We start from the raw sequence: 24,844 nt of genomic DNA on the forward strand, positions 1-24,844 counted from the left end.
TTTATAAAAAGTTAAAGCTGTATGCTTGATTAATCTAATGTGATATCTAATCCTAAACCGCGTAATTCATGTACCAATACGTTGAACGATTCCGGTACGGACGGTGTCGGAAGGTTATTACCCTTAACGATAGCCTCGTAAGTTTTTGCACGACCAACGACATCATCTGATTTCACGGTTAAGATCTCTTGTAGGATATTTGAAGCACCAAATGCTTCTAATGCCCATACCTCCATCTCACCAAAACGCTGACCACCAAATTGTGCTTTACCACCTAATGGTTGTTGTGTAATCAACGAGTACGGCCCGATAGAACGTGCGTGCATTTTATCATCTACCATGTGACCTAGTTTCAGCATGTAGATAACCCCAACGGTAGTTGGTTGGTCAAAACGCTCGCCTGTTAAACCGTTGTATAGGTATGTTCTACCAGACATTGGTAAACCGGCTTTCGCAATCCAGTCTTCCACCTCATCCATTTCCGCACCATCAAAGATCGGTGTCGCAAATTTGGTTCCGAGTTTCTGACCGGCCCATCCCAAAACAGTTTCGTATATCTGTCCCAAGTTCATCCGTGAAGGTACTCCTAGTGGATTCAATACGATATCTACAGGCGTTCCATCTTCCAAGAAAGGCATATCTTCATCACGAACGATGCGGGCTACGATACCTTTGTTACCGTGGCGTCCTGCCATCTTATCCCCTACTTTCAACTTACGTTTCTTAGCCACGTAAACTTTCGCCATTTGAACGATACCCGATGGAAGTTCATCTCCTACAGAAATAGCAAATTTGTCTCTTTTGAATGCCCCCAACTCTTCATTGATTTTGATATTATAAAAATGAAGAGCCAGCTTGATCAACTCGTTCTTATCGTCATCGGTAGTCCATCCAGTTGGGTTGATATGTGCATAATCCAAATCCATTAAGATTTTTTGAGTGAATTTAGCACCTTTCGGTACAAGCAACTCTTTATACACATTATATACACCTTGGCTAGTTTTGCCATTCACAACAGTGAATAACTTCTCTACCAAACGATCCTTCAACACCTTTACAGCTTTATCGTGTGCGACTTCTAGTTTGTCTAATGCTTTTCTTTCTGCTTCTTTAGACATTTTCTTCGCGCGGGAGAATAACTTCGTATCAATAACTACACCTTTTAACGAAGGAGATGCTTTCAATGACGCATCTTTTACATCGCCAGCTTTGTCACCAAAGATAGCACGTAATAACTTCTCTTCCGGTGATGGATCGGATTCGCCTTTAGGCGTGATTTTACCAATTAAGATATCACCACCATTAACCTCAGCACCAACACGGATAATACCGTTCTCATCTAAATCCTTAGTTGCTTCTTCCGAAACGTTAGGGATATCGGATGTCAATTCCTCTTCACCACGTTTAGTATCACGAACCTCCAATTCAAACTCCTCAATATGCAAGGAAGTAAATAAGTCTTGCGATACAACACGTTCAGAGATTACGATCGCATCCTCAAAGTTATATCCTTGCCAAGGCATGAACGCCACTTTTAAGTTACGACCAAGTGCCAACTCACCGTTTTCTGTCGCATAACCCTCACACAATACTTGACCTTTGGTTACTTTCTGACCTTTTATAACAATCGGCTTCAAGTTGATACAAGTATTTTGGTTGGTTTTCTTAAACTTCGTGAGCGTATATGTTTTTACATCGTTATCAAACGATACCAAACGGTCGTTATCTGTACGTTCGTAACGGATTTTAATCTCGTTTGCGTCCACATATTCAACTACACCTTCACCTTCTGCGTTGATCAATGTACGGGAATCGGAAGCTACACGAGCCTCCAAACCTGTACCTACGATAGGTGCTTGTGGCTTCAATAAAGGAACAGCTTGACGTTGCATGTTCGATCCCATCAACGCACGGTTAGCATCATCATGTTCCAGGAATGGAATCAATGAGGCTGCTATTGACGTAATCTGGTTTGGTGCAACGTCCATATAATCCAATTTCTCCGGCTCGATAATCGGGAAGTCACCTTCGTATCTCGCCTTTACCTTCGGATCTTCAAAGTTACCTTTATCATCGTATTGTGCATTTGCTTGCGCAATCGTTTTATCGTCTTCATCCTCCGCAGATAAATACACTACGGGCTCATCAACAACGACTTTACCATCTCTAACTTGACGGTAAGGAGTCTCAATGAAACCAAGGTTGTTGATTTTCGCGTGTACGGCTAAAGAAGAAATCAAACCGATGTTTGGACCTTCCGGTGTTTCAATTGTACACAAACGTCCATAATGTGTATAGTGCACGTCACGTACTTCGAAACCTGCGCGCTCGCGAGAAAGACCACCCGGACCTAAAGCTGATAAACGACGCTTGTGCGTAATCTCTGCCAATGGGTTTGTTTGATCCATGAATTGTGACAACTGGTTCGTTCCGAAGAACGAGTTGATAACGGACGACAATGTTCGAGCATTAATCAAATCCGTTGGCGTAAACACCTCGTTGTCACGAATATTCATCCGCTCGCGAATAGTACGCGCCATACGCGAAAGACCAACTCCAAACTGTGCGTATAACTGCTCACCTACCGTACGTACACGTCTATTGGATAAGTGGTCGATATCATCCACCTCTGCTTTGGAGTTTATCAAATTGATTAGATACTTCACGATAGCGATAATGTCCTCGCGTGTCAATACTTTCGTATCGTCTGCAGTATCCAATCCTAATTTACGGTTAATGCGGTAACGTCCCACATCACCTAAATCATAACGTTTATCCGAGAAGAACAAACGGTCAATGATACCACGTGCTGTTTCTTCATCTGGTGGTTCCGCGTTACGCAACTGACGATAGATGTGTTCTACAGCCTCTTTTTCAGAGTTTGAAGTATCTTTTTGTAAAGTATTATATATAATCGAGTAGTCCGCATTGTTAGCGCCATCTTCTTTAGCGAGGATAATAGATTTTACCCCTGCATCGATGATCATTTCAATGTGGTCTTCCTCTAAAACAGTTTCACGTTCTAAGATAATCTCATTACGGTCGATAGACACCACCTCACCTGTATCTTCGTCTACAAAGTCCTCGATCCATTTTTTCAATACCCTGGCCGCTAAACGACGACCAACATATTTTTTAAGACCAGATTTACTAACTTTAACCTCATCTGCAAGATCGAATAGCTCCAGGATGTCCTTATCGGAATCGTAGCCGATCGCGCGTAACAAAGTAGTAACTGGGAATTTCTTTTTACGGTCGATATAAGCGTACATCACGTTGTTTACGTCTGTCGCAAATTCGATCCAAGATCCTTTAAAAGGAATTACCCTTGCAGAATAAAGTTTCGTACCATTTGTGTGTCTACTCTGACCAAAGAACACACCAGGAGAACGGTGTAACTGGGAAACGATGACACGCTCTGCACCATTAATAACAAAGGTACCTTTTGGTGTCATGTAAGGAATCGTTCCCAAATATACATCCTGTACAATGGTTTCGAAATCCTCATGTTCTTCATCATTACAAGATAACTTCAACTTTGCCTTGAGTGGGACGCTATACGTCAATCCACGCTCAATACACTCTTGTATATCGTAGCGAGGCGGATCGATGAAATAATCCAAAAACTCGAGCACAAAGATGTTTCTTGAATCAGAAATAGGGAAGTTTTCCGAGAAAACCTTGAACAGCCCTTCCTGATGGCGGTTGTCAGAAGTAGTTTCTAGTTGAAAAAACTCCTTGAAAGATTGCAATTGCACATCCAAGAAATCCGGATAATCGATAACCTTCTTACTTGTAGCAAAATTTACTCTTTCGTTTTGAATATTATTGTTTGCCAAGGGAATAAGTATTTTAGTTTAAAAAAACTGAGCCAACTATGCTGTAATCATGTTTGTATCAGATGTCAGCATCCATCTAATACATGTAATAATATAAACAGGAATAGACTCTGGCAATATATTGACAGAGTCTAAACCTTTAAGGTGCTTTTCTATGATGAGATTACTTGATCTCAACAACAGCTCCAGCTTCTTCTAATTGTTTTTTCAAAGCTTCAGCTTCGTCTTTTGAAACACCAGTTTTCAATTCCTTAGGAGCACCGTCCACTAAATCTTTAGCTTCTTTCAATCCTAAACCAGCTAAGTCTTTAACCAATTTAACGACTGCTAATTTTTGGCCACCAGCTTCTTTCAAGATCACGTCAAATGAAGTTTTCTCTTCAGCAGCAGGAGCGTCGCCACCAGCAGCAGGACCAGCAACTGCAACAGCTGCAGCAGCAGGCTCGATACCATACTCGTCTTTTAGGATATCAGCTAATTCTTTAACTTCTTTTACTGTTAAGTTAACCAACTGTTCAGCAAGTTGTTTTAAATCTGCCATTTTATTTTGAATTTTTGAATGTACTTAATAAAAATTGTTAATTAAAAATACACGAACATTCTGTTGGAGGTGTTCGTTAACCTCTTTCTTCTAAAGCTTTTACCAAACCTGAAATTGTATTTCCACCTGATTGAAGTGCGGAAATAACATTCTTCGCAGGAGATTGAAGCAAAGCAATAACGTCTGCAATAAGTTCGTTTTTGGATTTAAGGTTAACTAGAGCATCTAGTTGATTATCTCCTACGAACGCAGTTTCCTCGATGTAAGCTGCTTTTAAAACTGGCTTATCACCTTCCTTACGTAACTGTTTGATCAATTTCGCTGGACCATTTCCCGTTTCAGAGAACATCATTGTAGAAGCGCCTTTAAGCACACCACGCAATTCCTCTGAATCGATTCCTGCTTCAATAAGGGCTTTCTCGATCAAGGAGTTTTTCGCTACTTGGATCGTAATACCTTGCTCAAAGCATTTACGGCGGATGTTATTTACTTTTTCAACAGATAAATCAGCAGTGTCAGTAATATAGAAATTACCGTAAGATTTAATCTGCTCGGCCAAAGCTTGAACAATTGCTTGTTTTTCTTCTTTTCTCATGATTAAATTCCTGCTACTGATTTAGTCTCCACATGAATACTAGGACTCATGGTTGAAGAGATGTGAATACTCCTAAAGTATGTTCCTTTAGCAGCGGAAGGTTTAAGACGCGCAATAGTCTGTAATACCTCTAATGCGTTGTCATAAATCTTATCTGCCTCGAACGACGCTTTACCCACTGAAGTATGGATGATACCTGTCTTGTCGACTTTGAAATCAATTTTACCACCTTTAACTTCCGTTACAGCTTTACCTACTTCCGTAGTCACTGTTCCAGTTTTAGGGTTAGGCATCAAGTTTCTAGGACCTAGAATACGCCCTAATTTACCCACTTTCGCCATAACGCTAGGCATAGTAATAATGATATCAACGTCAGTCCAACCACCTTCGATTTTGCTGATGTAATCATCAAGACCTACGTAATCCGCACCTGCTGCCTTAGCTTCTTCCTCCTTATCAGGAGTACACAATACTAAAACGCGTACGGTCTTACCAGTTCCGTGAGGTAATGTAGCGATACCACGAACCATTTGGTTTGCTTTACGGGGATCCACGCCTAAACGAACGTCGATATCCACAGAAGCATCAAATTTCGTCGCGGTGATCTCTTTAACCAAAGCTGCTGCTTCTTTTAAAGAGTACGCTTTACCAGCTTCAATTTTGGATAGTGCCGCTTTTTGATTTTTTGTTAATCTAGCCACTTTCTTAAACTGATTTCGTTAATTAATTGTTCCAAGGAGCGCTACCAGAAACGGTAATGCCCATACTACGTGCTGTTCCAGCTACCATTTTCATGGCAGACTCTACAGTAAATGCATTTAAATCAGGCATTTTATCTTTGGCGATAGCCTCAACCTGCTCCCAAGTAATGGAAGCTACTTTTTTACGGTTAGGCTCACCTGACCCACTTTTCAGTTTAGCTGCATCTTTTAACTGAACAGCTACTGGAGGAGTCTTGATGATAAAATCAAATGATTTGTCGCTGTAAACTGTAATGACAACAGGCAGTACTTGCCCCGGTTTGTCTTGCGTACGAGCGTTGAATTGCTTACAGAAGTCCATGATGTTCACCCCTTTAGCACCTAATGCAGGCCCTACAGGAGGAGATGGATTCGCAGCACCGCCCTTTACTTGTAATTTTACTAACGCACTGACTTCTTTTGCCATTTTGTTTTGAATTTAATTGTTAAATGTTTGTTAGTAAGTTGGAAGCATTATAACGTAACATTTATTCTTTTCGAAGGTTACATAGAAACTATATAACCAAACGAGGTGCAAAGATAATAAGAAGTTTTGAAATAAAAAAAGTAAAAACGAAAATATAAATAAAACCGATATAGTATCGAAATTATAAATAAACACCCGATTTCTTTTAAACGTATATTTGGGTATAACCAGTAGGTGTTATATACAACCCCGGAACAAACAAATAAAATAAATATGGATAACCACACAAATGACCTCAACAAATGTCCTTTTCATAGTGGAGGGCAATCTAAGGAAAAGAAAGCTGTTCCTGTAGGAGGCGACGGAACACGAAACAATGATTGGTGGCCAAACCGACTTAAACTCAATCTTTTGCGCCAGCATTCATCGTTAACAAATCCCATGGACAAAGACTTTGATTATGCGGAAGCATTTAAAAGTCTCGATTATGAAGGTCTGAAAAAAGACCTCCAAACTCTTATGACGGACTCTCAGGACTGGTGGCCTGCAGATTTTGGACATTACGGCCCACTTTTCATTCGTATGGCCTGGCATAGTGCCGGAACCTACCGTATACAAGACGGTCGCGGCGGCGGCGGTCGAGGGCAACAACGCTTTGCCCCGTTAAACAGCTGGCCAGATAATGTGAGCCTAGATAAAGCACGTAGACTACTTTGGCCTATTAAGAAAAAATATGGCAATAAGATTTCCTGGGCAGACCTGTTAATCCTAACCGGCAATGTCGCCTTAGAATCCATGGGCTTTAAAACATTTGGATTTGCAGGTGGACGTGAAGACGTTTGGGAAGTGGACGAGGACGTGTATTGGGGCAAGGAAACGACTTGGCTCGGTGGGGATGAACGTTATGCACGTGGTTCTGAGGGAGTAGAAGAAAACCATGGCGTACTGGTATCTGATGATGATGCCGACGGAAAAATCCATAGCCGTGATTTAGAAAACCCATTGGCAGCCGTGCAGATGGGGCTTATCTATGTAAATCCCGAAGGACCCGATGGTAACCCAGATCCAATAGCTGCAGCTTACGATATCCGGGATACTTTTGGACGGATGGCGATGAATGACGAAGAAACCGTGGCACTGATTGCTGGTGGACATACGTTTGGAAAAACACACGGCGCCGCTCCTGCTGACAATGTGGGGCCCGAACCGGAAGCGACCGATTTAGCATCGCAGGGACTCGGCTGGCACAACAGCTATGGAACAGGTAAAGGAGGTGACACCATCACCAGCGGCCTAGAAGTGACCTGGACTTCCGCGCCAACAAGGTGGACGAACAATTTCCTATGGAATCTTTTTGGATATGAATGGGAATTGACGAAAAGCCCTGCGGGCGCCCATCAATGGACACCCAAACATGGCATGGGTGCCAACACCGTACCGGATGCACATGATCCCGATAGAAAGCATGCCCCTGCTATGCTGACGACAGATCTCGCTTTACGTTTTGATCCCAAATACGAGAAAATTGCCAGACGGTTTTTAGAAAATCCAGATCAGTTTGCAGACGCCTTTGCACGTGCGTGGTTTAAATTGACGCACCGTGATCTAGGCCCAAGATCCCGTTATTTAGGCCCTGAAGTGCCGGAAGAAATCCTTATCTGGCAAGATCCTGTCCCGGAAACTGACCACGAACTCATTAATGAAGATGACATCACATCGCTTAAATCCAATATTCTAAGCTCCGGTCTCACCATTTCCGAACTGGTATCAACTGCTTGGGCTTCTGCTTCTACATTCCGTGGTGGCGACAAGCGTGGCGGTGCTAACGGCGCACGTATTCGACTGACCCCACAAAAAGATTGGGAAGTAAATAACCCCGCACAACTGGCCAAGGTATTGGATGTATTAGAGAATATCCAGACGGAATTCAACAATACACAAAGTAGCAACAAAAAAGTGTCGCTTGCCGACCTAATCGTCTTGGGCGGAAACGCTGCTATCGAAAGAGCAGCTGAGGCAGCTGATGTTCACATAACCGTCCCTTTTTCGCCGGGTAGAACCGATGCTACACAAGAACAAACAGACGTAGAATCCTTCATACATCTTGAGCCGAAAGCAGATGGCTTCCGTAATTACGTAAAAACCAAGTATGCGACTCCTACGGAAGCTTTTCTCATCGATAGAGCACAGTTGTTGACGTTGACTGCGCCAGAATTAACTGTCCTTGTAGGCGGACTACGTGTATTAGATACCAACTACGATGGCTCCAAACATGGCGTGTTTACTACACGACCAGAGGTATTAACCAACGATTTCTTCGTTAACCTACTGGATATGAGCACGAAATGGAAGGCACAATCCGAAGAAAGAGAGATATATGAGGGTTATGACCGGAGCAGCAACGACCTAAAATGGACAGCTACCCGTGCCGATTTAGTATTTGGTTCCAATGCCGAGCTACGGGCAGTTGCCGAAGTCTATGCAAGTGATGATGCACAGCATAAGTTTGTTCATGACTTTGCGGCAGCATGGAGTAAGATCATGCATTTAGATCGATTTGACTTGAGATAAAAAGAAAGGGGTTAATCGCTATTGATTAACCCCTTTCTAATATTATTAGATAAAATTTCGACTACTCTTTTTCAACCTGCATATAGTTCAATTCCAATGGTGTCTTCCTACCGAATACCTTCACCATGACAGTCAATTTCTTCTTGTCTTCGTGGACCTCTTCTATCTCGCCGGTAAAACCATTAAATGGTCCATCGTTTACTTTTACTGTTTCACCAACATAATATGGAACATTCATGCTTTCGCCTTGCTCCGCCATTTCGTCTACCTTACCTAAAATCCGGTTTACTTCAGTGGGGCGTAAAGGAATAGCATTTCCCGCTTTATCACCCAGGAATCCAATAACGCTATTTAAGTTTTTAATTGCGTGCTCAATCTCACCGTCCAACGCCGCTTCGATCAACACATATCCAGGATAGTAGTTACGCTCTTTTGCAACCTTCTTCCCGTCGCGCATTTGGTAATATTTCTCCATTGGAATCAATACTTGAGGCACCAAGTGTTGAATACCTAAACGGTTTACCTCAGCCTCGACATATTGCTTCACCTTCTTCTCTTTTCCACTAACGGCACGAACTACATACCATTTTAACGATTGATCTGCCATAAAATTTTTAATGATAAATTTAGGAAGTAATTCCGTACAACAACTCCAATAGATTACTTGAAGCTTTATCCATCACAAATATCAACAATGCAATAATGACAGACGCTACAAGTACCACTACCGCCGAGCTTTGTAATTGCGCCCAAGTAGGCCAAGTTACCTTCTCTGTAACCTCGACATAGGAGCTTTTTATAAAATCAAGTACTTTAGCCATTTTTTAGTTTACCTAAATTATTTTAGCAGGGGTACCAGGATTCGAACCCAGACCAACGGTTTTGGAGACCGCTATACTAACCATTATACTATACCCCTTGGTTTTTTTGATGACGCAAATATAGCGTTTCGACACTATTAGCGCAAATATTATTTACCTTTTTTTCTACTTTATTGACATTGGTATAAAGTAGAAAAAAACAAGCTAACCAGCCTCAGCCAATTAGCTTGTTTTTATTATGCTAGGATAATCTTAAAAGATTACGCTAAGATTTCAGTTACCTGACCAGCACCTACGGTACGACCACCTTCACGGATAGCGAAACGTAGACCTTTTTCCATAGCGATAGCGTTGATCAATTTAACAGTGATCGTTACGTTATCACCAGGCATAACCATTTCAGTACCTTCTGGCAACGCGATTTCTCCTGTTACGTCAGTTGTACGGAAATAGAATTGAGGACGGTATTTGTTGAAGAACGGCGTGTGACGACCACCTTCAGCTTTTGACAATACATAAACCTCAGCTTTGAATTCTGTGTGAGGAGTTACTGTACCTGGTTTACAGATTACCATACCACGACGGATATCAGTTTTCTCAATACCACGCAACAATAAACCTACGTTATCACCAGCTTCACCGTAATCCAAAATCTTACGGAACATCTCTACCCCTGTTACTGTAGATTTCAAGTTCTCAGCACCCATACCTAAGATATCAACTGGGTCACCAGAGTTGATTACACCTCTTTCGATACGACCGGTAGCAACTGTACCACGACCTGTGATAGAGAATACGTCCTCGATCGGCATCAAGAAAGGAAGGTCAGTCAAACGTGGAGGAATTGGAATGTAGTTATCTACAGCATCCATTAACTCCATGATTTTATCAACCCACTCAGGCTCACCGTTCAATGCACCTAAAGCAGATCCTTTGATTACAGGGATATCATCACCTGGGAATTCATAGAAAGATAATAGTTCACGAACTTCCATTTCAACAAGCTCCAACAACTCTTCGTCGTCAACCAAGTCAACTTTGTTCAAGAACACTACTAACGCAGGAACACCTACCTGGCGAGCTAACAAGATGTGCTCACGAGTTTGAGGCATAGGACCATCAGTCGCAGCAACTACGATGATAGCACCGTCCATCTGTGCAGCTCCAGTAACCATGTTTTTTACATAGTCAGCGTGACCTGGACAGTCAACGTGCGCATAGTGACGGTTCGCTGTTTGGTATTCTACGTGTGACGTGTTAATTGTGATACCACGCTCTTTTTCTTCAGGAGCTGAGTCAATTGAATCAAATGAACGAGCTTCTGAAAAACCTTTATCAGCTAATACTTTAGTGATAGCAGCTGTAGTAGTTGTTTTACCGTGGTCAACGTGACCGATTGTACCGATATTTAAGTGCGGTTTACTCCGGTCAAATTTCTCTTTTGCCATGTTTATGCGAATTAGTAATTATAAAATGTTTCTTAATTAAATCCTTTACAAAAGTAATAAACTTCCATATTTTTAGAGCCAAAGATGGGATTTGAACCCACGACCTCTTCCTTACCAAGGAAGTGCTCTACCCCTGAGCTACTTCGGCTTATCAAAAGCCTATCTACAGATGATAGCCTCTACCTATTTGGACAATTCATCAAAAAGACAGAGACTTTAAATCAAACTTTAAAAATGAGCGGAAGACGGGCCTCGAACCCGCAACCTATAGCTTGGAAGGCTATCGCTCTACCAATTGAGCTACTTCCGCTGATTGATTTTAGGATGCTAGATCTGATTAATTCAAATCAAGTGCTATACGCTAAAATCGGGTGGTGGAGGGAGAAGGATTCGAACCTTCGAAGCCGAAGCAACGGATTTACAGTCCGTCCCATTTGACCGCTCTGGAACCCCTCCAAACCTGCAAAATAAATTGCATTTAGAGCCTCTTATCGGGATCGAACCAATGACCTACTGATTACAAGTCAGTTGCTCTACCAGCTGAGCTAAAGAGGCAATATTTTAATTTTAAAAAACTCTCCAAAGAACATCTACCTTTCCAGATAGCGAGTGCAAAAATCCAACTTAATTTTGATATTTGCAAGTTTTTTAAAAACTTTTTTATCGTGTTAAAGAACGCTAACCATCAGCCTCAAATAACCTTTAATCATTTGATTTTGATGAGGCAAAGATAGCGACTCCATCCAAACTACAAAAATATTTTACAAAAAAAAACCACCGTTTACACCATATACTTGATACGCAAGGAAATAATTTACATCTTGCACCGCATTTTTCAAAAGAGTTACTTATGTTGATAAAACTAGAACGGCGTTTCGGAAATATTTTGCTATTGACTTTATTGTTAATGACATTAGTATTTTCGCCAACTTATGCACAAGAACAGACATTCATCAAAAGAACTATAAAAAAATTCGTTTCTTCTGAAAAAGACTCGACCCGAGGTGCCAGCTTCATCGTTTTGCCTGCTATAGGTTATGCGCAGGAATCTGGCGTAGAGTATGGTATAGCAAGTACGTACAATTTCTATCTGGACAAAGCCGATTTAAATAGCCGTACTTCTAACATCACGTTAATCGGTACGCTCACCACAAAAAAACAGAAGAATATCAAACTGTTGACCGATATATGGACACAAGACAATGCTTATCACATCCTGTCCGAATTACGCTATCGGGATTGGCCCTTTAACTTTTATGGTCTTGGTTCGGATACCTGGTTAGCCGACGAAGACTTTTTGGAACAGCAACTCGTACGGGCAAAAATAGATGTAGAGAAAAAAGTTGCTCCTAAATGGTATGCCGGCGTAAACGCCAATTTTGAATATTTCAAGTTTGAAGATCGTGAACCCGGAGGTGTTTTTGAACAACCCGACGTATTAGGGAAGACAGGTGGCCAGTACCTGGCTCTCGGTGTATCTTCTCTTTATGACACACGAAATAACACGACCTATACGACCCATGGTTTCTACTCTCGACTGAAATATGCTTACGCTCCTCGTTTCTGGGGCGGCGATAATTTCACAGGAAGCCAATTGGAAGCTGATGTCAGAGGGTTTCATGCGCTTTCGTCGCAGGTAACCCTTGCCGGACAGGTGCTTTATCGCAGTACATTTGGGGAAAATGTTCCGTTTTACACCTATCGTGATCTAGGAGGTGATATGACCATGCGCGGCTATTATCTGGGACGATATAAAGACAAAAATTACGCTACTGCACAATTTGAATTACGCTATCGGTTTATACCTCGTCTTGGTATTGTGGGATTTGGCGGTACGGGAAGCACATTCTCCCAACAACATAATTTACGCTTTGTACCCAGTTTCGGCGGCGGCATCCGCTATTTCTTCAGCTTAGAGCATAACAGTACCATCCGGTTTGATTATGCATTTGGCGAAAAGAGACCGGGCGAAAAGAGGCAGACAGGATTTTATTTGAGCATCAGCGAGGCTTTTTGATGCTCACTTCCAAAACGGATAGCGTAGCCGAAAATTTTCTTTCCGCTGCTCCTTACGGTACATTAAGATACCGAAATGGAATAGATTGATAGCTACCACAACATCCGTGCTTTGTACCAGTTGTCGCCATATACGTTTCGTTTTACGGGTCCGAAACGGTTCATGTATGATGATCATCTTTCCTTTACGCACAGCCTCTGTTATCTGATCAACAGCACTGCCCCTTAAATCTGCAAACAGTGCATCTCCGTGATCAGATTGCCCCAAATAGTCTAGTCTCTCTACATTCATATAGGTCAATATATCTAGAAGCAGGTTTCTATATTTGGGATTAAAACCTAATGGAACTGCCACCGCGTGTGGCCGTACACACGCAACATTATAAATAACCGCAGACGCCAATTCATACACAAAGGGAGAATGCGTACCGTGCCGGCTATTGGAGACAAAAAAATGCTGTATCAGATCCCAGTAGTAGCGCATGCTACAAAGGTAGTATTTAGCCTTAAGTTACAACACAAACTGCAACGAAAATGTACTCCCTTTTCCTTCTTCACTTTCCACGAAAAGATTTCCTTTGTGTAGCAGCATAATCTGCTTACTGAGGGTTAACCCTACTCCACTTCCCGATTTCTTGGTTGTGAAAAACGGTGTAAATATCTGCTCTTGGATATCGGGAGACATCCCTCTTCCGTTATCTTGGATTTTGATAACCACATAGCCGTCTCTTTTTAACCCTGCGATACTGATATAAGGTTCAACACAATCTTTAACCGCTTCCATTGCGTTGAGCAACAAATTAATCAAAGCCTGCTCTACTAAGTTAACGTCCGCGCGAAGAGCTAGGCGCGTATCTTTTAAAATAATATCCAAATCGATGTTTTTCTGCAGTAGCGTAGGCTCAAGCAACTGATAGATACTTTCGAAAAGTACTTTTAATTGTATATCTACAAAGTTAGGTTGGTCTACTTTATTAATCATCCGATAACTCTTGGCGAACTGCAAAAGCCCCTCACTACGTCGCTTTATCGTATAGATACCAAGCTTAAGGTCTTCTATATCTTCTTCACCATACCCGTGTTCTAAACGGGCGTGTAGTGTCTCTGCCAACGAACTGATCGGCGCAATTGAATTCATAATTTCATGTGTCAATACCCGTAGTAATTTATGCCATGCCCTGGTTTCCGTTTCGTCTATCGCTTCGCTTATATTTTGATAAACGACAATCCGAAAAGTTCCTTCTTGTGTTGAAAACGTGGAGCCATGCATAAGCAATTTAATTTTTCCCATCGCCAAGCTCACCGATTCTACCTGTTGCTTTCCAAGTTTCATGTGAATTGTTTTTTCATACAATTCGGGGTGACGTTTCATCAAGCCACGGATATTTCCAATATGCGGCGTTCGAAAGAGTTGTTTAAACGCATCATTAATCCACATCACCTTCCCGGTATCCTCTTGGTAAAAAATGATAGCGGAATCCAACATATTGAGTACCTTATTCAGGTATTGATGCTGGATTTCCTTATCCATACTGATCCGCTTATACACGTCGTTAATATCATTAAACGCCGCGAACAATTTCCCCTCGGTGGATTTCGGATGTCGGATGACAAACCGTCGGGTAAAATCCCGGTAACGGACTGCTTCAGAGAAATCCAGTACCTCGTCAACTAATCTCCGTTGCTTGCCCAACCATCGAAAAGCGAACACAAAAAGCACTATAAAGCTTATCGCAGCAGGCAAATACCATTTTTGAAAGAATAAATAGGCCACTCCCACCGCTATGAATAGCAAGAACAATACCTTCCAGAAGAAAAAATCCCTCGACCGCCCCATGCTATCAAATATTATATTTCTCCATACGTCTATACAAAGCTGCCCTTGTTAGCCCCAACTCGCGGGCCGCCTTACTGATATTGCCATTGTAACGTTCGATCGCCGATTGAATGGCATGACGTTCCATCTCCTCTAAACTTTGATTAGCATAAGTGGGTTCACTCAATTTACTACTCTCTTGGATCGCTTGTTCAATCGGAGAAAACAAAATGTCGTTATCCCGTATACTTTGTTGCTCCCCCATAATAACCGCACGCTCTATACTGTATTGAAGTTCACGGACATTACCCGGGAAATGATAGGTTCTTAACTTTTGAACCGCATCGCGCTCAAATCCTTCCATATTTTTATGATACTTCCGGCTGTAAAAGTCTAGAAAATAGTTTGCCAATAACACGATATCCTCTCCCCGCTCCCGTAACGGTGGCACCTGTATCTCAACCGTGTTAATGCGGTATATCAAATCCTTACGAAATCTGCTTTCGTCGGCCAAAGCTTTCAACGGCACATTGGTAGCACTCAACAATCGGATATCCACTGGAACAGGTTGGTAAGAACCCAACGGTACGACTTGTCGATTTTGTAACACACTCAATAACTTCGCCTGTTGTTGTAGGCTTATATTGCCGATCTCGTCTAAAAACAATGTACCTCTGTTTGCCGCCTCAAAACGTCCTTGTCTGTCTTCTCTCGCATCTGTGAAAGCACCTTTCTTGTAACCAAACAGCTCGCTCTCAAAAAGTGTCTCGGTCAATGCTCCTACGTCTACTTTAATATAGGCTTGCTTTGCTCGCAACGAACGTCGGTGCAAAGCCTGCGCAATCAAGTCTTTTCCCGTCCCGTTCTCCCCCAGTATCAAGATATTTGCTTCTGTAGGTGCTACCTTATCTATTTTATATTGTAGATCTTCCATAATCGCCGAACGGCCTATCAAATCATTGTCTTGACGATGTGCCGGTGAGATTATTTTATCTCGCCCTTTTGTTTGTTTTGTTTCCTCGAAAACAGTTTCCAATGTTTGCAGCAGATGTTCATTCTGCCATGGCTTTACAATAAAATCAGACGCTCCCTGTTTGAGTGAACGCACAGCGAGATCAACCGCACCGTACGCCGTGATCATGACCACTTTAATATGTGGATATTGGTTTTTAATCTTTCCCAGCCAAAATAACCCCTCATTACCGGTATTGATAACACTTTTAAAATTCATATCCAACAGCACGATATCAATAGCATTCCGTTCCAGTGTACGAAGGATATTTTCGGGATTGGGTTCAACGATGACTTGCTGTACTTTCGGTCTTAATAAAATACGGACGGCTGTTAGCAAATCTTGATCATCATCAACTACTAAAATAGAAGCTTTCTTCATTACAGAACTAAGGTAACTTTTTTTCGTATTACAAATCTAACGTTCCCGCGTAATAATCATTGATATATTTTTGCATTATCCACTCGTACTGTTTAATGACCAATGCATTTCTGGTATTGTCCAGTTTGTTTTTTGCGGTTAAAAATATCACAGAGTTACTATTTCCAGCATCGAAATGCACTTGCGCGATGCGGAAAGCTTCTTGATAGCTTTGTTCCTGTTCGCGCAGGTTATGGACGTTCTCCCGAAGCGTTTTCATGCTAAACACGGCTTTTGCGGTTTCTTCCCGCAACTGATTTTCTTGAATCTGCCGTTCCCATTTTACCTCGTCCAGATCTAGGTTTGCCAACTTCACCTGTGTCCTTACCTTCATTTTGCTAAAAATCGGAATACGTAGATTCAATGAAATACCTTTTGAGGGGTAGTTTCTAAACTGTTGCCAATAATTAAAACCGGAGTCATCGATGCTTGAAAAACGAGACTGTATGCCAGCAGACAATGATAGAGATGGATAATAATCTGATTTCATCACTTTTACTTGTTGTTGAGCTTCCTTGACACGCCAATCCAAAGCCTTGAATTGCGGTAAGACCCCCTTCGCTGTATGATATAGTTCAACACCGGAATAAGGCTTCTGATCAATAGAGAATGGTAACGGTTCAAGTTCGGGCAGTTCATCGATAGCTATATTCAATAGAGCCGCTAAACGTAACCGCCGATCGTACAATTGCTGTTTATTTGTTTCCAACAGATTTTGATCGGTACGTAATTGTCCCTTCAAATCGTAGAAATCTCCGGGATCCGCTGCTCCCTCCCGCTGCATAATCTCCATACGATCTACAGTTTCCTGCGTTACGGCCAATTGTCCCTCCGTTTGCTGCAACATATCCTGCGCCGTTAATACCAATACGTACGCCTCTATAACATCCAGCTTTAATTCATTCACAGCGCCTTCGAATTCGAATTTTCCGACCTCCCGCGCACTTGCCCTCCGCCGGATATCATGCAAAATTTGGAATCCGTTGAAAATCGGCGCACTAAGATAAAGCGATTGCCCCCCAGAAAAGTAGCTCGTATTCACAAATTGATTAGTTGTGGCATTAACACTGCGTCCTTCGTTGTAACCATGGTCTATATTTCCTTCCAAAGATGGTAATCGATTATAACGTGCTTGCTTATAATTTACCTCATTTCGATATAAATTTAATTCCGTTTGCTTCAATGTTGGATTATGCTCAACCGCCAATTGTACGCATTCGGTTAAGGACAAACTTGTATGCGTTTGTCCCACCACCGAAATAGCGCTACTATAACTAATTATAAACACAACAGTAACAATAAAAAGATTCTTCATGCACCATGTTTTTACTATCGTTTCCATAGCACGTGCCAAAAACATAAAACCTTATAATAGAATATAATAGAAAAGAGACAAGTAGCAACGTGTCCGCTATCGAACAGTTGTTGTACGGACATGGACAATGATGTCATTATTTTTATTTCCAATTTTTAACTAACAATTTCTTTTTACGTCATATTTTGTTTGGAATCTTTCTAAATAACCCTCACCTTTACATCAGTTTAAAATGATTCTAAATAAAGTCATAATAAAAATACACTTTTCTATTTCTCTCTCTATTTCTACTGGCTTCCCTGCTCTCCTCAATTAGCATGGGAGCCGTAGAAATTCTTTTTTGTTTTATTCTTTATATTCCTGTCCACCAGCGAACAGCACAGTGTCCGAATACGAACACCTTCGTTGAACCGCACAAGATAAACACCTACAAATAAGCAACTTAAGATATTGGCATAACATTGTATAGGCAAAAGTATACGAGCATAAATTTTTATTTTTTAATGGACAGACCGATACAGCAAAAGAAATGGAATAGCAAGCGGATTTTAACGCTCTCTGGTATTGTTGGGATCATCATTCTAATAGGTGCAAGCTACTATTATACAAGTGGAAACAGCCGTTTGAATGTGGATGCTGACCGCATCAGTATTGTCGAGGTTAAAGAAGGCACCTTTCAAGAATTTATTCCTATCAATGGCACGGTGCTTCCCATTAGCAGTATCTATCTAGATGCTTCTGTGGGTGGACGTGTAGAAGAAAAATATGTCGAAGATGGGGCGGTTTTAAAAAAAGGAGATGCCATCATGCGGCTAGCGAATACAGACCAGGAACTGAGCTTGGTACAGCAGGAAACGCAGGTCCTTAATTTGTTAACGCAGGCACAAATTGCCCGTACCAATGCGGAACAAATGTCCATTAATAACCGAAACCAGATGGCAGATGTGCAACAGGCATTTCGTGAGGCGGAACGTGTGTACAATTTAAATCAGAAATTATATAAGGAGAAAGCTATTGGTTCGCAGGAATTCGAAAAATCGGTCAACGAATACAATTATCAAAAGCAACGTGTGACGTTGACCAAGCAAATCCTTCGCCAAGACTCCATTTCCAATAACCAAAAAGCTCTTCAGGATCAAAAAACATACGAACGTACGCAAAGTGCTTTAGACCTGATGCGTAAGAAAGTAGACGATCTTATTGTGCGTGCCCCAGTAGATGGGCAGTTAACATCTTTTGACGCCGAAATCGGTCAAAATAAAAATGCTGGGGAGCGGCTTGGGCAGATTGATGTCTTGACGGGTTTTAAAGTACGTGCTGATATTGATGAACATTACATCAATCGTATCTTTACAGATCAGATCGGTGAATTTACTTTAAGTGGAAAAGTTTACAAACTGAAAATCAAAAAAGTGTACACGCAGGTAACTAATGGACGGTTTCAAGTCGATATGGAGTTTGACGGTGAGACGCCAGCCAGTGTACGTCGTGGGCAGACTTTACAAATTCGTTTAGCATTGAGTGATGAAACAAAAGCGTTGCTGCTCTCAAAAGGAGGTTTCTATCAACAGACCGGTGGAAATTGGATTTTCAAATTAGATAAAAACGGAAATACAGCCTATCGGGCAGATATACAGCTCGGGCGACAGAATCCGGAATATTATGAAGTAATCGGAGGTTTACAGCCTGGCGATAAAGTTATTGTGTCGAGCTATGAAACATACGATAAGATACAGGAATTGAATGTTAGATAGAACTAGTATTATAAATCATGATAAAAATAACAAACCTGCAGAAATATTACCGCACCGAAGAGGTAGAAACAGTTGCATTAAACAATGTCAATATTCATGTAAAAGAAGGTGAATTTGTAGCTGTCATGGGACCCTCTGGATGTGGCAAATCGACGTTATTGAATATCGTTGGATTATTAGACGATTTGGATGAAGGCAGCTATCTGTTCAACGGTACGGAAGTGGCAAAATTCAAGGAAAGCAATCGTTCTAATCTGCGTAAACATAATATTGGTTTTGTATTTCAGAGTTTCAATCTGATCGATGAACTGACTGTATTCGAAAATGTGGAACTTCCTTTGGTGTATACGAAGGTACCGGCTGCGGAACGCAAACGCCGTGTAGAAGAGGTTCTGGAAAAAGTACAGATTATGCATCGACGAAATCACTTTCCACAGCAGCTATCTGGAGGACAGCAGCAGCGTGTCGCCGTTGCCAGGGCGGTTGTCAACAACCCAAAGCTCATCTTAGCCGATGAACCGACCGGTAACCTTGATTCAAACAATGGGAACGAAGTCATGCAGCTATTGACGGAATTGAACGAGGCCGGCACCACCATCGTGATGGTAACCCATAGTGAGCACGATGCTAAATTCGCCGATCGTGTCATCCGCATGTTGGACGGGCAGGTCATTATGGAAACAGTAGACGCTTAAAGGGATATCAATTAAACGGTTAAACAGGTAAACAATCAATCGGTTAAACACATGTTAAGATACCTAAAAACAGCCTTGCGAGGTTTGAAGAAAAAGAAATTCTATACCGTTATCAATATACTGGGACTATCCATCAGTCTTACGGGGTCCATGTTGATCCTGATATGGGTACAAGACGAACGGAGTTTTGATAAATTCCACCCGGATTACGAACGCGTATATAAAGTCAATTCTCATTTAGACCCGGAACATAACGGCCCTATATGGGGAAGTTCTCCCGGTCCGATCGTAAATTATGCCTTAAATGCGCCTGAGGTGGAACGGGCGACGCGTGTTTCAGGAGATCAAAACGTGACTTTGGTCAACGATAAAGAAAAACGTCCTGTAACAGGTATAAATATTACTTATGCCGACAGCAATTTCTTTAGCATGTTTAATTTCCCATTGTTAGAAGGCTCACTCAGCGGTTTTCAGGCAAATTATACCCATGCGTTTATCACGGAGTCAACCGCGGAAAAACTATTCAGTACGCAACAGGTTATTGGTCAAACTTTCCGCTTTGATGATGATTTATTTTCCGTTGCCGGTATTTTAGCCGATGTGCCACAAAACTCTTCGCTGCAATTTGATATGGTGATTCCATTAGGATATCTTGCACAAATTTTCACTAACAACGGTGGTAATGGCAAGTGGAAGACTATCGATGAGGACTTAGGAAATTATAGCTTTGCGACCTACATCAAAGTGAAGCCTGATGCGGCTCTTGGCTCGATTAGCAAATTCATAACGGACTCCTTCACCAAAGCACGTGACGGCGATAATTCAACTGTATTTATATTAGATCCGTTAAAAAATATGCATTTAATTGCTCCTGACGGTAATAAATCCAGCCTTCGTATGGTGCAGATTTTCGGTGTCATCGCTATCTTGCTATTGGTTATCGGCGCGGTAAACTATGTCAATCTCAGCACAGCTAGGGCACTGGATCGGGCAAAAGAGGTCGGCATACGAAAAGTAATCGGCGCCAGTCGAACACGCTTATTCCTACAATTTGTCTTCGAAACAATCATAGTATTCTTTTTCGCTTTACTGATCGCGTTCTTCCTTATCTTTTTGCTACGATCGGGGTATAACCAAATCGCTCAAAAGTCCATGAGCTACTCCTTCCATAACGAGACGATATGGTTATACATTGGATTGGCGGTTTTCGGCACATTATGTCTATCCAGTATCTATCCCGCCGTACAGCTATCGGCTTTTAAACCTATCGAATCTTTAAAAGGGAAATCACTGAAACAGATTTCGTCGAATACCATGCGAAAAATATTGGTCGTTTTCCAATTCACTATATCCGTTACGCTTATAGTTTGCACATTGGTCATCAAAAACCAGCTGGCTTTTATCCGGCAGATCAATCTGGGGTATGATAAAGACCATGTATTGACCCTCAGTCTTCCCAATGACGCATATAAACATATCGATGCTATCCGCACCGAACTCAAAAACAACAATGCTATACAAGGTGTGTCGTTGTCCAGCCTTTACAACGTGACCAACTTCGGCAATGCCACCGGTGATATTGACTGGCCGGGTAAATCCAAAGACAATAAGCTAATCGTAGCACAGGCACGAATCGATGAAGATTTCATTCCGTTGATGGACATCCAACTCCTTGAAGGGACAAACTTCACGGGGCTGCCAGCGGATTCGTCGGGCTACATCATCAACGAAACATTGGCCAAACAAATGGGATTAACACCGCCTTATGTGGGTGCAAGTATGAGCTTCCATGATTTTCCAGGTCAGATTATCGGCGTGGTGAAAGATTTTCATTTTAAATCTGTTAAAGAGAAAATAGGTCCTATGGTATTCTGGACACGTTGGGGTGCAGGTACATTATACGTTAAAACAACCACCTCACAAGCACAACAAGCCATTAAAGCTTTGGAAACGATATACAATCGTTATCCTTCGGATTCGCCTTTTAGTTACACATTCGTTGATGAACAATTCGACAGCTTATATAAATCTGAACAGCGGACAGGTTTATTATTCAATATTTTTTCCGGTATTGCGATCTTCATATCGGCACTTGGTTTATTTGCCTTGGCAACCCATGAAGCACAAACACGCGTAAAGGAAATCGGCATTCGGAAAGTATTGGGCGCAAGTGTATTCGGCGTCGTTCGATTGCTGGGAAAAAACTTTGTCATGCTTGTCTGCATCGCTATCCTGATAGCCTGCCCTATTGCACTTTACCTAATGAACCAATGGCTTGGAAACTTCGCCTATAAAACGGATCTGAATGCCTGGACATTTGTGTTAAGTGGTGTATTAGCTATAATCATAGCCGTGATTACTATAAGTTATCAAGCGATACGTGCAGCCAGGGCCAACCCCGTGGATAGCTTAAGGGATGAGTAATTGAGCGTTAAAATATAAATCATGATAAAGAACCATTTCAAAATAGCTTGGAGAAACCTTTTGAAAAACAAAGGAAATTCCACTATCAATGTTCTCGGTTTAGCTTTGGGTATGAGCATATCGCTGATCATCGGGCTGTGGATAAACTCTGAAATACAATACGATCGCTTTTATCCCAAAACTGATCGCATATCTCAAGTATACACACTCGATACATTTGAAGGTAAATCCCATACATGGGGAGGTACGCCCGCCGTGTTAGGTCCAATACTAAAACAGGAGTATCCAGAGATAGAAGAAGTCGTTAGAACAACTACGGTCAATCATCTACTCCATGACGGCGAAAAACGTTTTAAAGCCTCCGGTATAGTCAGTGATTCTGGATTCTTCAAATTATTTGATTTTCCTTTTTTAGCAGGGGATCCAGAGACTTCACTCACAAAACCGAACGCTATTGTACTAACGGAATCTTTAGCGAAGAAGCTGTTTGGCAGCACGGATATTATAGGTAGGGCATTGAATATAGACACGTTGACCACCCTGAGTGTACAGGGTGTGGTTCGGGATATACCATTTAACTCCAAATTTCGGGGAACTGAGTTTTTTTGTTCATGGGCTTTTCTCGTAACGGCTGGTTGGACATTCAATGACTCTTGGACAAACTATAATCATCAGACCTATGCGTTATTGAAAGAGAGCGTCTCCTTATCCTCCGCTAATCAAAACATCACTAATTTAGTTAGGAATCACAGCAACAATGAAACAAAAGCTACCATATACCTCTATCCGGCAAGTCGTTGGCATCTATACGATAAATCCGAGAATGGAAAGATGGTAGCTGGCAACATTATTACGTTGCGGATGTTTGCGTTAATCGGGCTCTTCATTCTGCTTATTGCCTGCATCAATTTTATTAATCTTAGTACAGCCGGTGCTGAAAAGAGAGCAAAAGAGGTCGGTGTACGCAAGGTTGTAGGTGCCCCAAAGAGGACGCTTATCCAACAGTTCCTATTGGAATCGTTCATGATAACAGTCCTAGCAGGCATCATAGCGTTATTGATCACAAATATAGGGTTACCTTTCTTCAATAGCCTGATCAATGATGATATTAACATCGGCGACCAACCTCTTGTTTTTTGGAGCCTTTTCGTCGCCATCATAACGATCGCAACACTTGGTGCGGGTATATATCCCGCCTTTGTTCTGTCTGCTTTCGAACCAATCAGAACCCTAAAGGGGAATCTCGTATCTATAAAGGGGAATTTCAAGCCTCGAAAGGTATTGGTAACGTTACAGTTTACCATCTCCATCTGTTTAGGTATCTGTACAATCATCATCAGCCAACAGATACGTCATGCGCAGAACCGCGACAGTGGCTACAACCAAAACAATCTGGTTTACACCACTTTGGATGGCGATTTAAGAAAGAACTATGAAGTAGTGCGCCACGAACTCATGCAGCGGGGAATCGCCAGTAGTGTCACAAAATCGCTGGGGCGTATCACCCATTATGCAAGTAACAGCTGGGGATATTCCTGGCCCAACGGGCAACCAGAGGACTTCGATTTGGTATTCAATGTGATGAGTACCGATACAGATTTCACCAAAACGATGGGTATCAAACTTTTGGAGGGTCGGGATATCGACATCTATACACACCCTTCGGATTCCAATGCCGTGTTATTAAACGAAACCGCTGTAAAACGTATGCGACTGACGAACCCGGTCGGTATGCCTATCACAGCTTATAAGGGTACCGAATATGAAACAGTGTGGAATGTTGTCGGCGTCATTCAAGACTTTGTATGGCAATCGCCTTATCAAGATATTGAACCTATGTTAGTACAAGGTCCGGCAAGTTGGTTCAACTATATGCATATCCGGCTAAACACTTCCAATAGCCTACTATCTAATATGGAGCAAATACAAGCCATCTTAAAAAAATACAATCCGGATTATCCAGTAGACATCCGTTTTGCGGACGAAGCATATGCGTCAAAATTTGTCCAACAAAAGCGTACCGCAGCATTAACAGCTTTATTTTCCGGATTAGCTATTTTCATCGCTTGTTTGGGATTGTTCGGGTTGGTTTCCTTCGCGACTATACAACGGCAAAAAGAAATCGGTATTCGAAAAGTATTGGGTGCTTCGGTTACCACAATTGCCACGATGCTTTCGAAAGACTTTTTAAAATTAGTCGGTTTGGCCATTATCATTGCATCCCCTATTGCCTGGTGGGTTATGAATCGATGGTTGCAGGATTTTGTCTATCGGATAGACATACAATGGTGGACATTTTTCTTAGCCGGCATCCTAGCTATTCTAATTGCTTTGTTTACAGTCAGCACATTAGCCATTAAGGCAGCCCGGGCAAATCCGGTAGATAGTTTAAGGGATGAGTAAAAATTAA

At 41.8% G+C, this 24,844-nt stretch carries 18 protein-coding genes and 5 tRNA genes; 6 read left to right on the forward strand and 17 right to left on the reverse strand.

What is annotated here, in order from left to right:
• Positions 1-29 precede the first annotated feature (29 nt).
• The 5 genes from rpoB to rplK all read right to left on the reverse strand — a co-directional run bounded on the left by rpoB (position 30) and on the right by rplK (position 6,142).
• Positions 30-3,839 carry a DNA-directed RNA polymerase subunit beta gene (gene rpoB / locus H8B21_RS17940; protein ID WP_190315240.1) on the reverse strand — a complete coding sequence of 1,270 codons (3,810 nt, stop codon included), beginning with the start codon at positions 3,837-3,839 and terminating at the stop codon, positions 30-32.
• Between the two features lie 163 nt (positions 3,840-4,002).
• Positions 4,003-4,380 (reverse strand): 50S ribosomal protein L7/L12, encoded by a 378-nt coding sequence (gene rplL, locus H8B21_RS17945; protein WP_148919277.1) that lies wholly within the window; start codon positions 4,378-4,380, stop codon positions 4,003-4,005.
• A 76-nt stretch (positions 4,381-4,456) separates the two neighbouring features.
• Positions 4,457-4,975 (reverse strand): 50S ribosomal protein L10, encoded by a 519-nt coding sequence (gene rplJ / locus H8B21_RS17950; protein ID WP_190315241.1) that lies wholly within the window; start codon positions 4,973-4,975, stop codon positions 4,457-4,459.
• A 2-nt stretch (positions 4,976-4,977) separates the two neighbouring features.
• Positions 4,978-5,676, reverse strand: coding sequence for a 50S ribosomal protein L1 (rplA, locus tag H8B21_RS17955; RefSeq protein WP_165295477.1), 699 nt, complete (start codon positions 5,674-5,676; stop codon positions 4,978-4,980).
• Between the two features lie 22 nt (positions 5,677-5,698).
• Positions 5,699-6,142 carry a 50S ribosomal protein L11 gene (rplK, locus tag H8B21_RS17960; RefSeq protein ID WP_130143185.1) on the reverse strand — a complete coding sequence of 148 codons (444 nt, stop codon included), beginning with the start codon at positions 6,140-6,142 and terminating at the stop codon, positions 5,699-5,701.
• A gap of 273 nt (positions 6,143-6,415) precedes the next feature.
• Between rplK and katG the strand changes: the two genes are divergently transcribed.
• Positions 6,416-8,713: a catalase/peroxidase HPI gene (gene katG / locus H8B21_RS17965; RefSeq protein ID WP_190315242.1), complete on the forward strand. Its 2,298-nt coding sequence runs from the start codon at positions 6,416-6,418 to the stop codon at positions 8,711-8,713.
• Positions 8,714-8,774: 61 nt separating this feature from the next.
• Here katG and nusG read toward each other — a convergent pair whose 3' ends face one another.
• The 8 genes from nusG to H8B21_RS18005 all read right to left on the reverse strand — a co-directional run bounded on the left by nusG (position 8,775) and on the right by H8B21_RS18005 (position 11,537).
• Positions 8,775-9,320, reverse strand: a complete 546-nt coding sequence (gene nusG, locus H8B21_RS17970; RefSeq protein ID WP_190315243.1) for a transcription termination/antitermination protein NusG — start codon at positions 9,318-9,320, stop codon at positions 8,775-8,777.
• A 19-nt stretch (positions 9,321-9,339) separates the two neighbouring features.
• Positions 9,340-9,534 carry a preprotein translocase subunit SecE gene (secE, locus tag H8B21_RS17975; RefSeq protein WP_165295474.1) on the reverse strand — a complete coding sequence of 65 codons (195 nt, stop codon included), beginning with the start codon at positions 9,532-9,534 and terminating at the stop codon, positions 9,340-9,342.
• Between the two features lie 26 nt (positions 9,535-9,560).
• Positions 9,561-9,632, reverse strand: a tRNA-Trp gene (locus H8B21_RS17980).
• A 162-nt stretch (positions 9,633-9,794) separates the two neighbouring features.
• Positions 9,795-10,982: an elongation factor Tu gene (gene tuf, locus H8B21_RS17985; protein WP_190315244.1), complete on the reverse strand. Its 1,188-nt coding sequence runs from the start codon at positions 10,980-10,982 to the stop codon at positions 9,795-9,797.
• A gap of 76 nt (positions 10,983-11,058) precedes the next feature.
• A tRNA-Thr gene (locus H8B21_RS17990) sits at positions 11,059-11,130 on the reverse strand.
• A gap of 89 nt (positions 11,131-11,219) precedes the next feature.
• Positions 11,220-11,292, reverse strand: a tRNA-Gly gene (locus H8B21_RS17995).
• Positions 11,293-11,354: 62 nt separating this feature from the next.
• Positions 11,355-11,438, reverse strand: a tRNA-Tyr gene (locus H8B21_RS18000).
• Positions 11,439-11,464: 26 nt separating this feature from the next.
• Positions 11,465-11,537 (reverse strand) — tRNA-Thr (locus H8B21_RS18005).
• A 295-nt stretch (positions 11,538-11,832) separates the two neighbouring features.
• Here H8B21_RS18005 and H8B21_RS18010 point away from each other — a divergent pair.
• The gene (locus H8B21_RS18010) at positions 11,833-12,999 is read left to right on the forward strand and encodes a BamA/TamA family outer membrane protein (RefSeq protein ID WP_190315245.1); all 1,167 of its coding nucleotides are present in this window, start codon (positions 11,833-11,835) and stop codon (positions 12,997-12,999) included.
• Positions 13,000-13,002: 3 nt separating this feature from the next.
• Here the strand turns inward: H8B21_RS18010 and H8B21_RS18015 are convergent, their stop codons facing one another.
• From H8B21_RS18015 to H8B21_RS18030, 4 genes are read right to left on the reverse strand one after another with little or no spacing between them, the layout of a single operon-like run.
• The gene (locus H8B21_RS18015) at positions 13,003-13,482 is read right to left on the reverse strand and encodes a hypothetical protein (protein WP_190315246.1); all 480 of its coding nucleotides are present in this window, start codon (positions 13,480-13,482) and stop codon (positions 13,003-13,005) included.
• 27 nt (positions 13,483-13,509) lie between these two features.
• Entirely contained in the window at positions 13,510-14,835 is a 1,326-nt protein-coding gene (locus H8B21_RS18020; protein WP_190315247.1) for a sensor histidine kinase, read from the reverse strand.
• Between the two features lie 4 nt (positions 14,836-14,839).
• The gene (locus tag H8B21_RS18025) at positions 14,840-16,207 is read right to left on the reverse strand and encodes a sigma-54-dependent transcriptional regulator (protein WP_190315248.1); all 1,368 of its coding nucleotides are present in this window, start codon (positions 16,205-16,207) and stop codon (positions 14,840-14,842) included.
• Between the two features lie 28 nt (positions 16,208-16,235).
• On the reverse strand, positions 16,236-17,561 hold the full coding sequence (locus tag H8B21_RS18030; protein ID WP_190315249.1) for a TolC family protein: 1,326 nt from the start codon (positions 17,559-17,561) through the stop codon (positions 16,236-16,238).
• Between the two features lie 503 nt (positions 17,562-18,064).
• Between H8B21_RS18030 and H8B21_RS18035 the strand changes: the two genes are divergently transcribed.
• Genes H8B21_RS18035 through H8B21_RS18050 form a run of 4 tightly spaced genes read left to right on the forward strand, consistent with a single transcriptional unit; the run spans position 18,065 to position 24,837 of the window.
• Positions 18,065-19,315, forward strand: a complete 1,251-nt coding sequence (locus tag H8B21_RS18035; RefSeq protein WP_190315250.1) for an efflux RND transporter periplasmic adaptor subunit — start codon at positions 18,065-18,067, stop codon at positions 19,313-19,315.
• Between the two features lie 17 nt (positions 19,316-19,332).
• Complete coding sequence (locus H8B21_RS18040) at positions 19,333-20,010, forward strand: ABC transporter ATP-binding protein (RefSeq protein WP_190315251.1); 678 nt, start codon at positions 19,333-19,335, stop codon at positions 20,008-20,010.
• A 51-nt stretch (positions 20,011-20,061) separates the two neighbouring features.
• Positions 20,062-22,434 carry an ABC transporter permease gene (locus tag H8B21_RS18045; protein ID WP_190315252.1) on the forward strand — a complete coding sequence of 791 codons (2,373 nt, stop codon included), beginning with the start codon at positions 20,062-20,064 and terminating at the stop codon, positions 22,432-22,434.
• A gap of 21 nt (positions 22,435-22,455) precedes the next feature.
• Positions 22,456-24,837 carry an FtsX-like permease family protein gene (locus H8B21_RS18050; RefSeq protein ID WP_190315253.1) on the forward strand — a complete coding sequence of 794 codons (2,382 nt, stop codon included), beginning with the start codon at positions 22,456-22,458 and terminating at the stop codon, positions 24,835-24,837.
• Positions 24,838-24,844: the final 7 nt, after the last annotated feature.

Origin of the sequence: Sphingobacterium chuzhouense, assembly GCF_014692525.1 — a bacterium.
Classification (GTDB): Bacteria; Bacteroidota; Bacteroidia; order Sphingobacteriales; family Sphingobacteriaceae; genus Sphingobacterium; species Sphingobacterium chuzhouense.

Coding starts and splice junctions, on each gene's coding strand:
- H8B21_RS18020 (WP_190315247.1), bottom strand. CDS start 14,835: ATGGGGCGGTCGAGGGATTTTTTCTTCTGGAAGGTATTGTTCTTGCTA.
- H8B21_RS18045 (WP_190315252.1), top strand. CDS start 20,062: ATGTTAAGATACCTAAAAACAGCCTTGCGAGGTTTGAAGAAAAAGAAA.
- H8B21_RS18050 (WP_190315253.1), top strand. CDS start 22,456: ATGATAAAGAACCATTTCAAAATAGCTTGGAGAAACCTTTTGAAAAAC.
- rplJ (WP_190315241.1), bottom strand. CDS start 4,975: ATGAGAAAAGAAGAAAAACAAGCAATTGTTCAAGCTTTGGCCGAGCAG.
- rplL (WP_148919277.1), bottom strand. CDS start 4,380: ATGGCAGATTTAAAACAACTTGCTGAACAGTTGGTTAACTTAACAGTA.
- tuf (WP_190315244.1), bottom strand. CDS start 10,982: ATGGCAAAAGAGAAATTTGACCGGAGTAAACCGCACTTAAATATCGGT.
- rplK (WP_130143185.1), bottom strand. CDS start 6,142: ATGGCAAAAGAAGTCAGTGCGTTAGTAAAATTACAAGTAAAGGGCGGT.
- H8B21_RS18010 (WP_190315245.1), top strand. CDS start 11,833: ATGTTGATAAAACTAGAACGGCGTTTCGGAAATATTTTGCTATTGACT.
- H8B21_RS18015 (WP_190315246.1), bottom strand. CDS start 13,482: ATGCGCTACTACTGGGATCTGATACAGCATTTTTTTGTCTCCAATAGC.
- H8B21_RS18030 (WP_190315249.1), bottom strand. CDS start 17,561: ATGAAGAATCTTTTTATTGTTACTGTTGTGTTTATAATTAGTTATAGT.
- H8B21_RS18025 (WP_190315248.1), bottom strand. CDS start 16,207: ATGAAGAAAGCTTCTATTTTAGTAGTTGATGATGATCAAGATTTGCTA.
- H8B21_RS18040 (WP_190315251.1), top strand. CDS start 19,333: ATGATAAAAATAACAAACCTGCAGAAATATTACCGCACCGAAGAGGTA.
- katG (WP_190315242.1), top strand. CDS start 6,416: ATGGATAACCACACAAATGACCTCAACAAATGTCCTTTTCATAGTGGA.
- H8B21_RS18035 (WP_190315250.1), top strand. CDS start 18,065: ATGGACAGACCGATACAGCAAAAGAAATGGAATAGCAAGCGGATTTTA.
- secE (WP_165295474.1), bottom strand. CDS start 9,534: ATGGCTAAAGTACTTGATTTTATAAAAAGCTCCTATGTCGAGGTTACA.
- nusG (WP_190315243.1), bottom strand. CDS start 9,320: ATGGCAGATCAATCGTTAAAATGGTATGTAGTTCGTGCCGTTAGTGGA.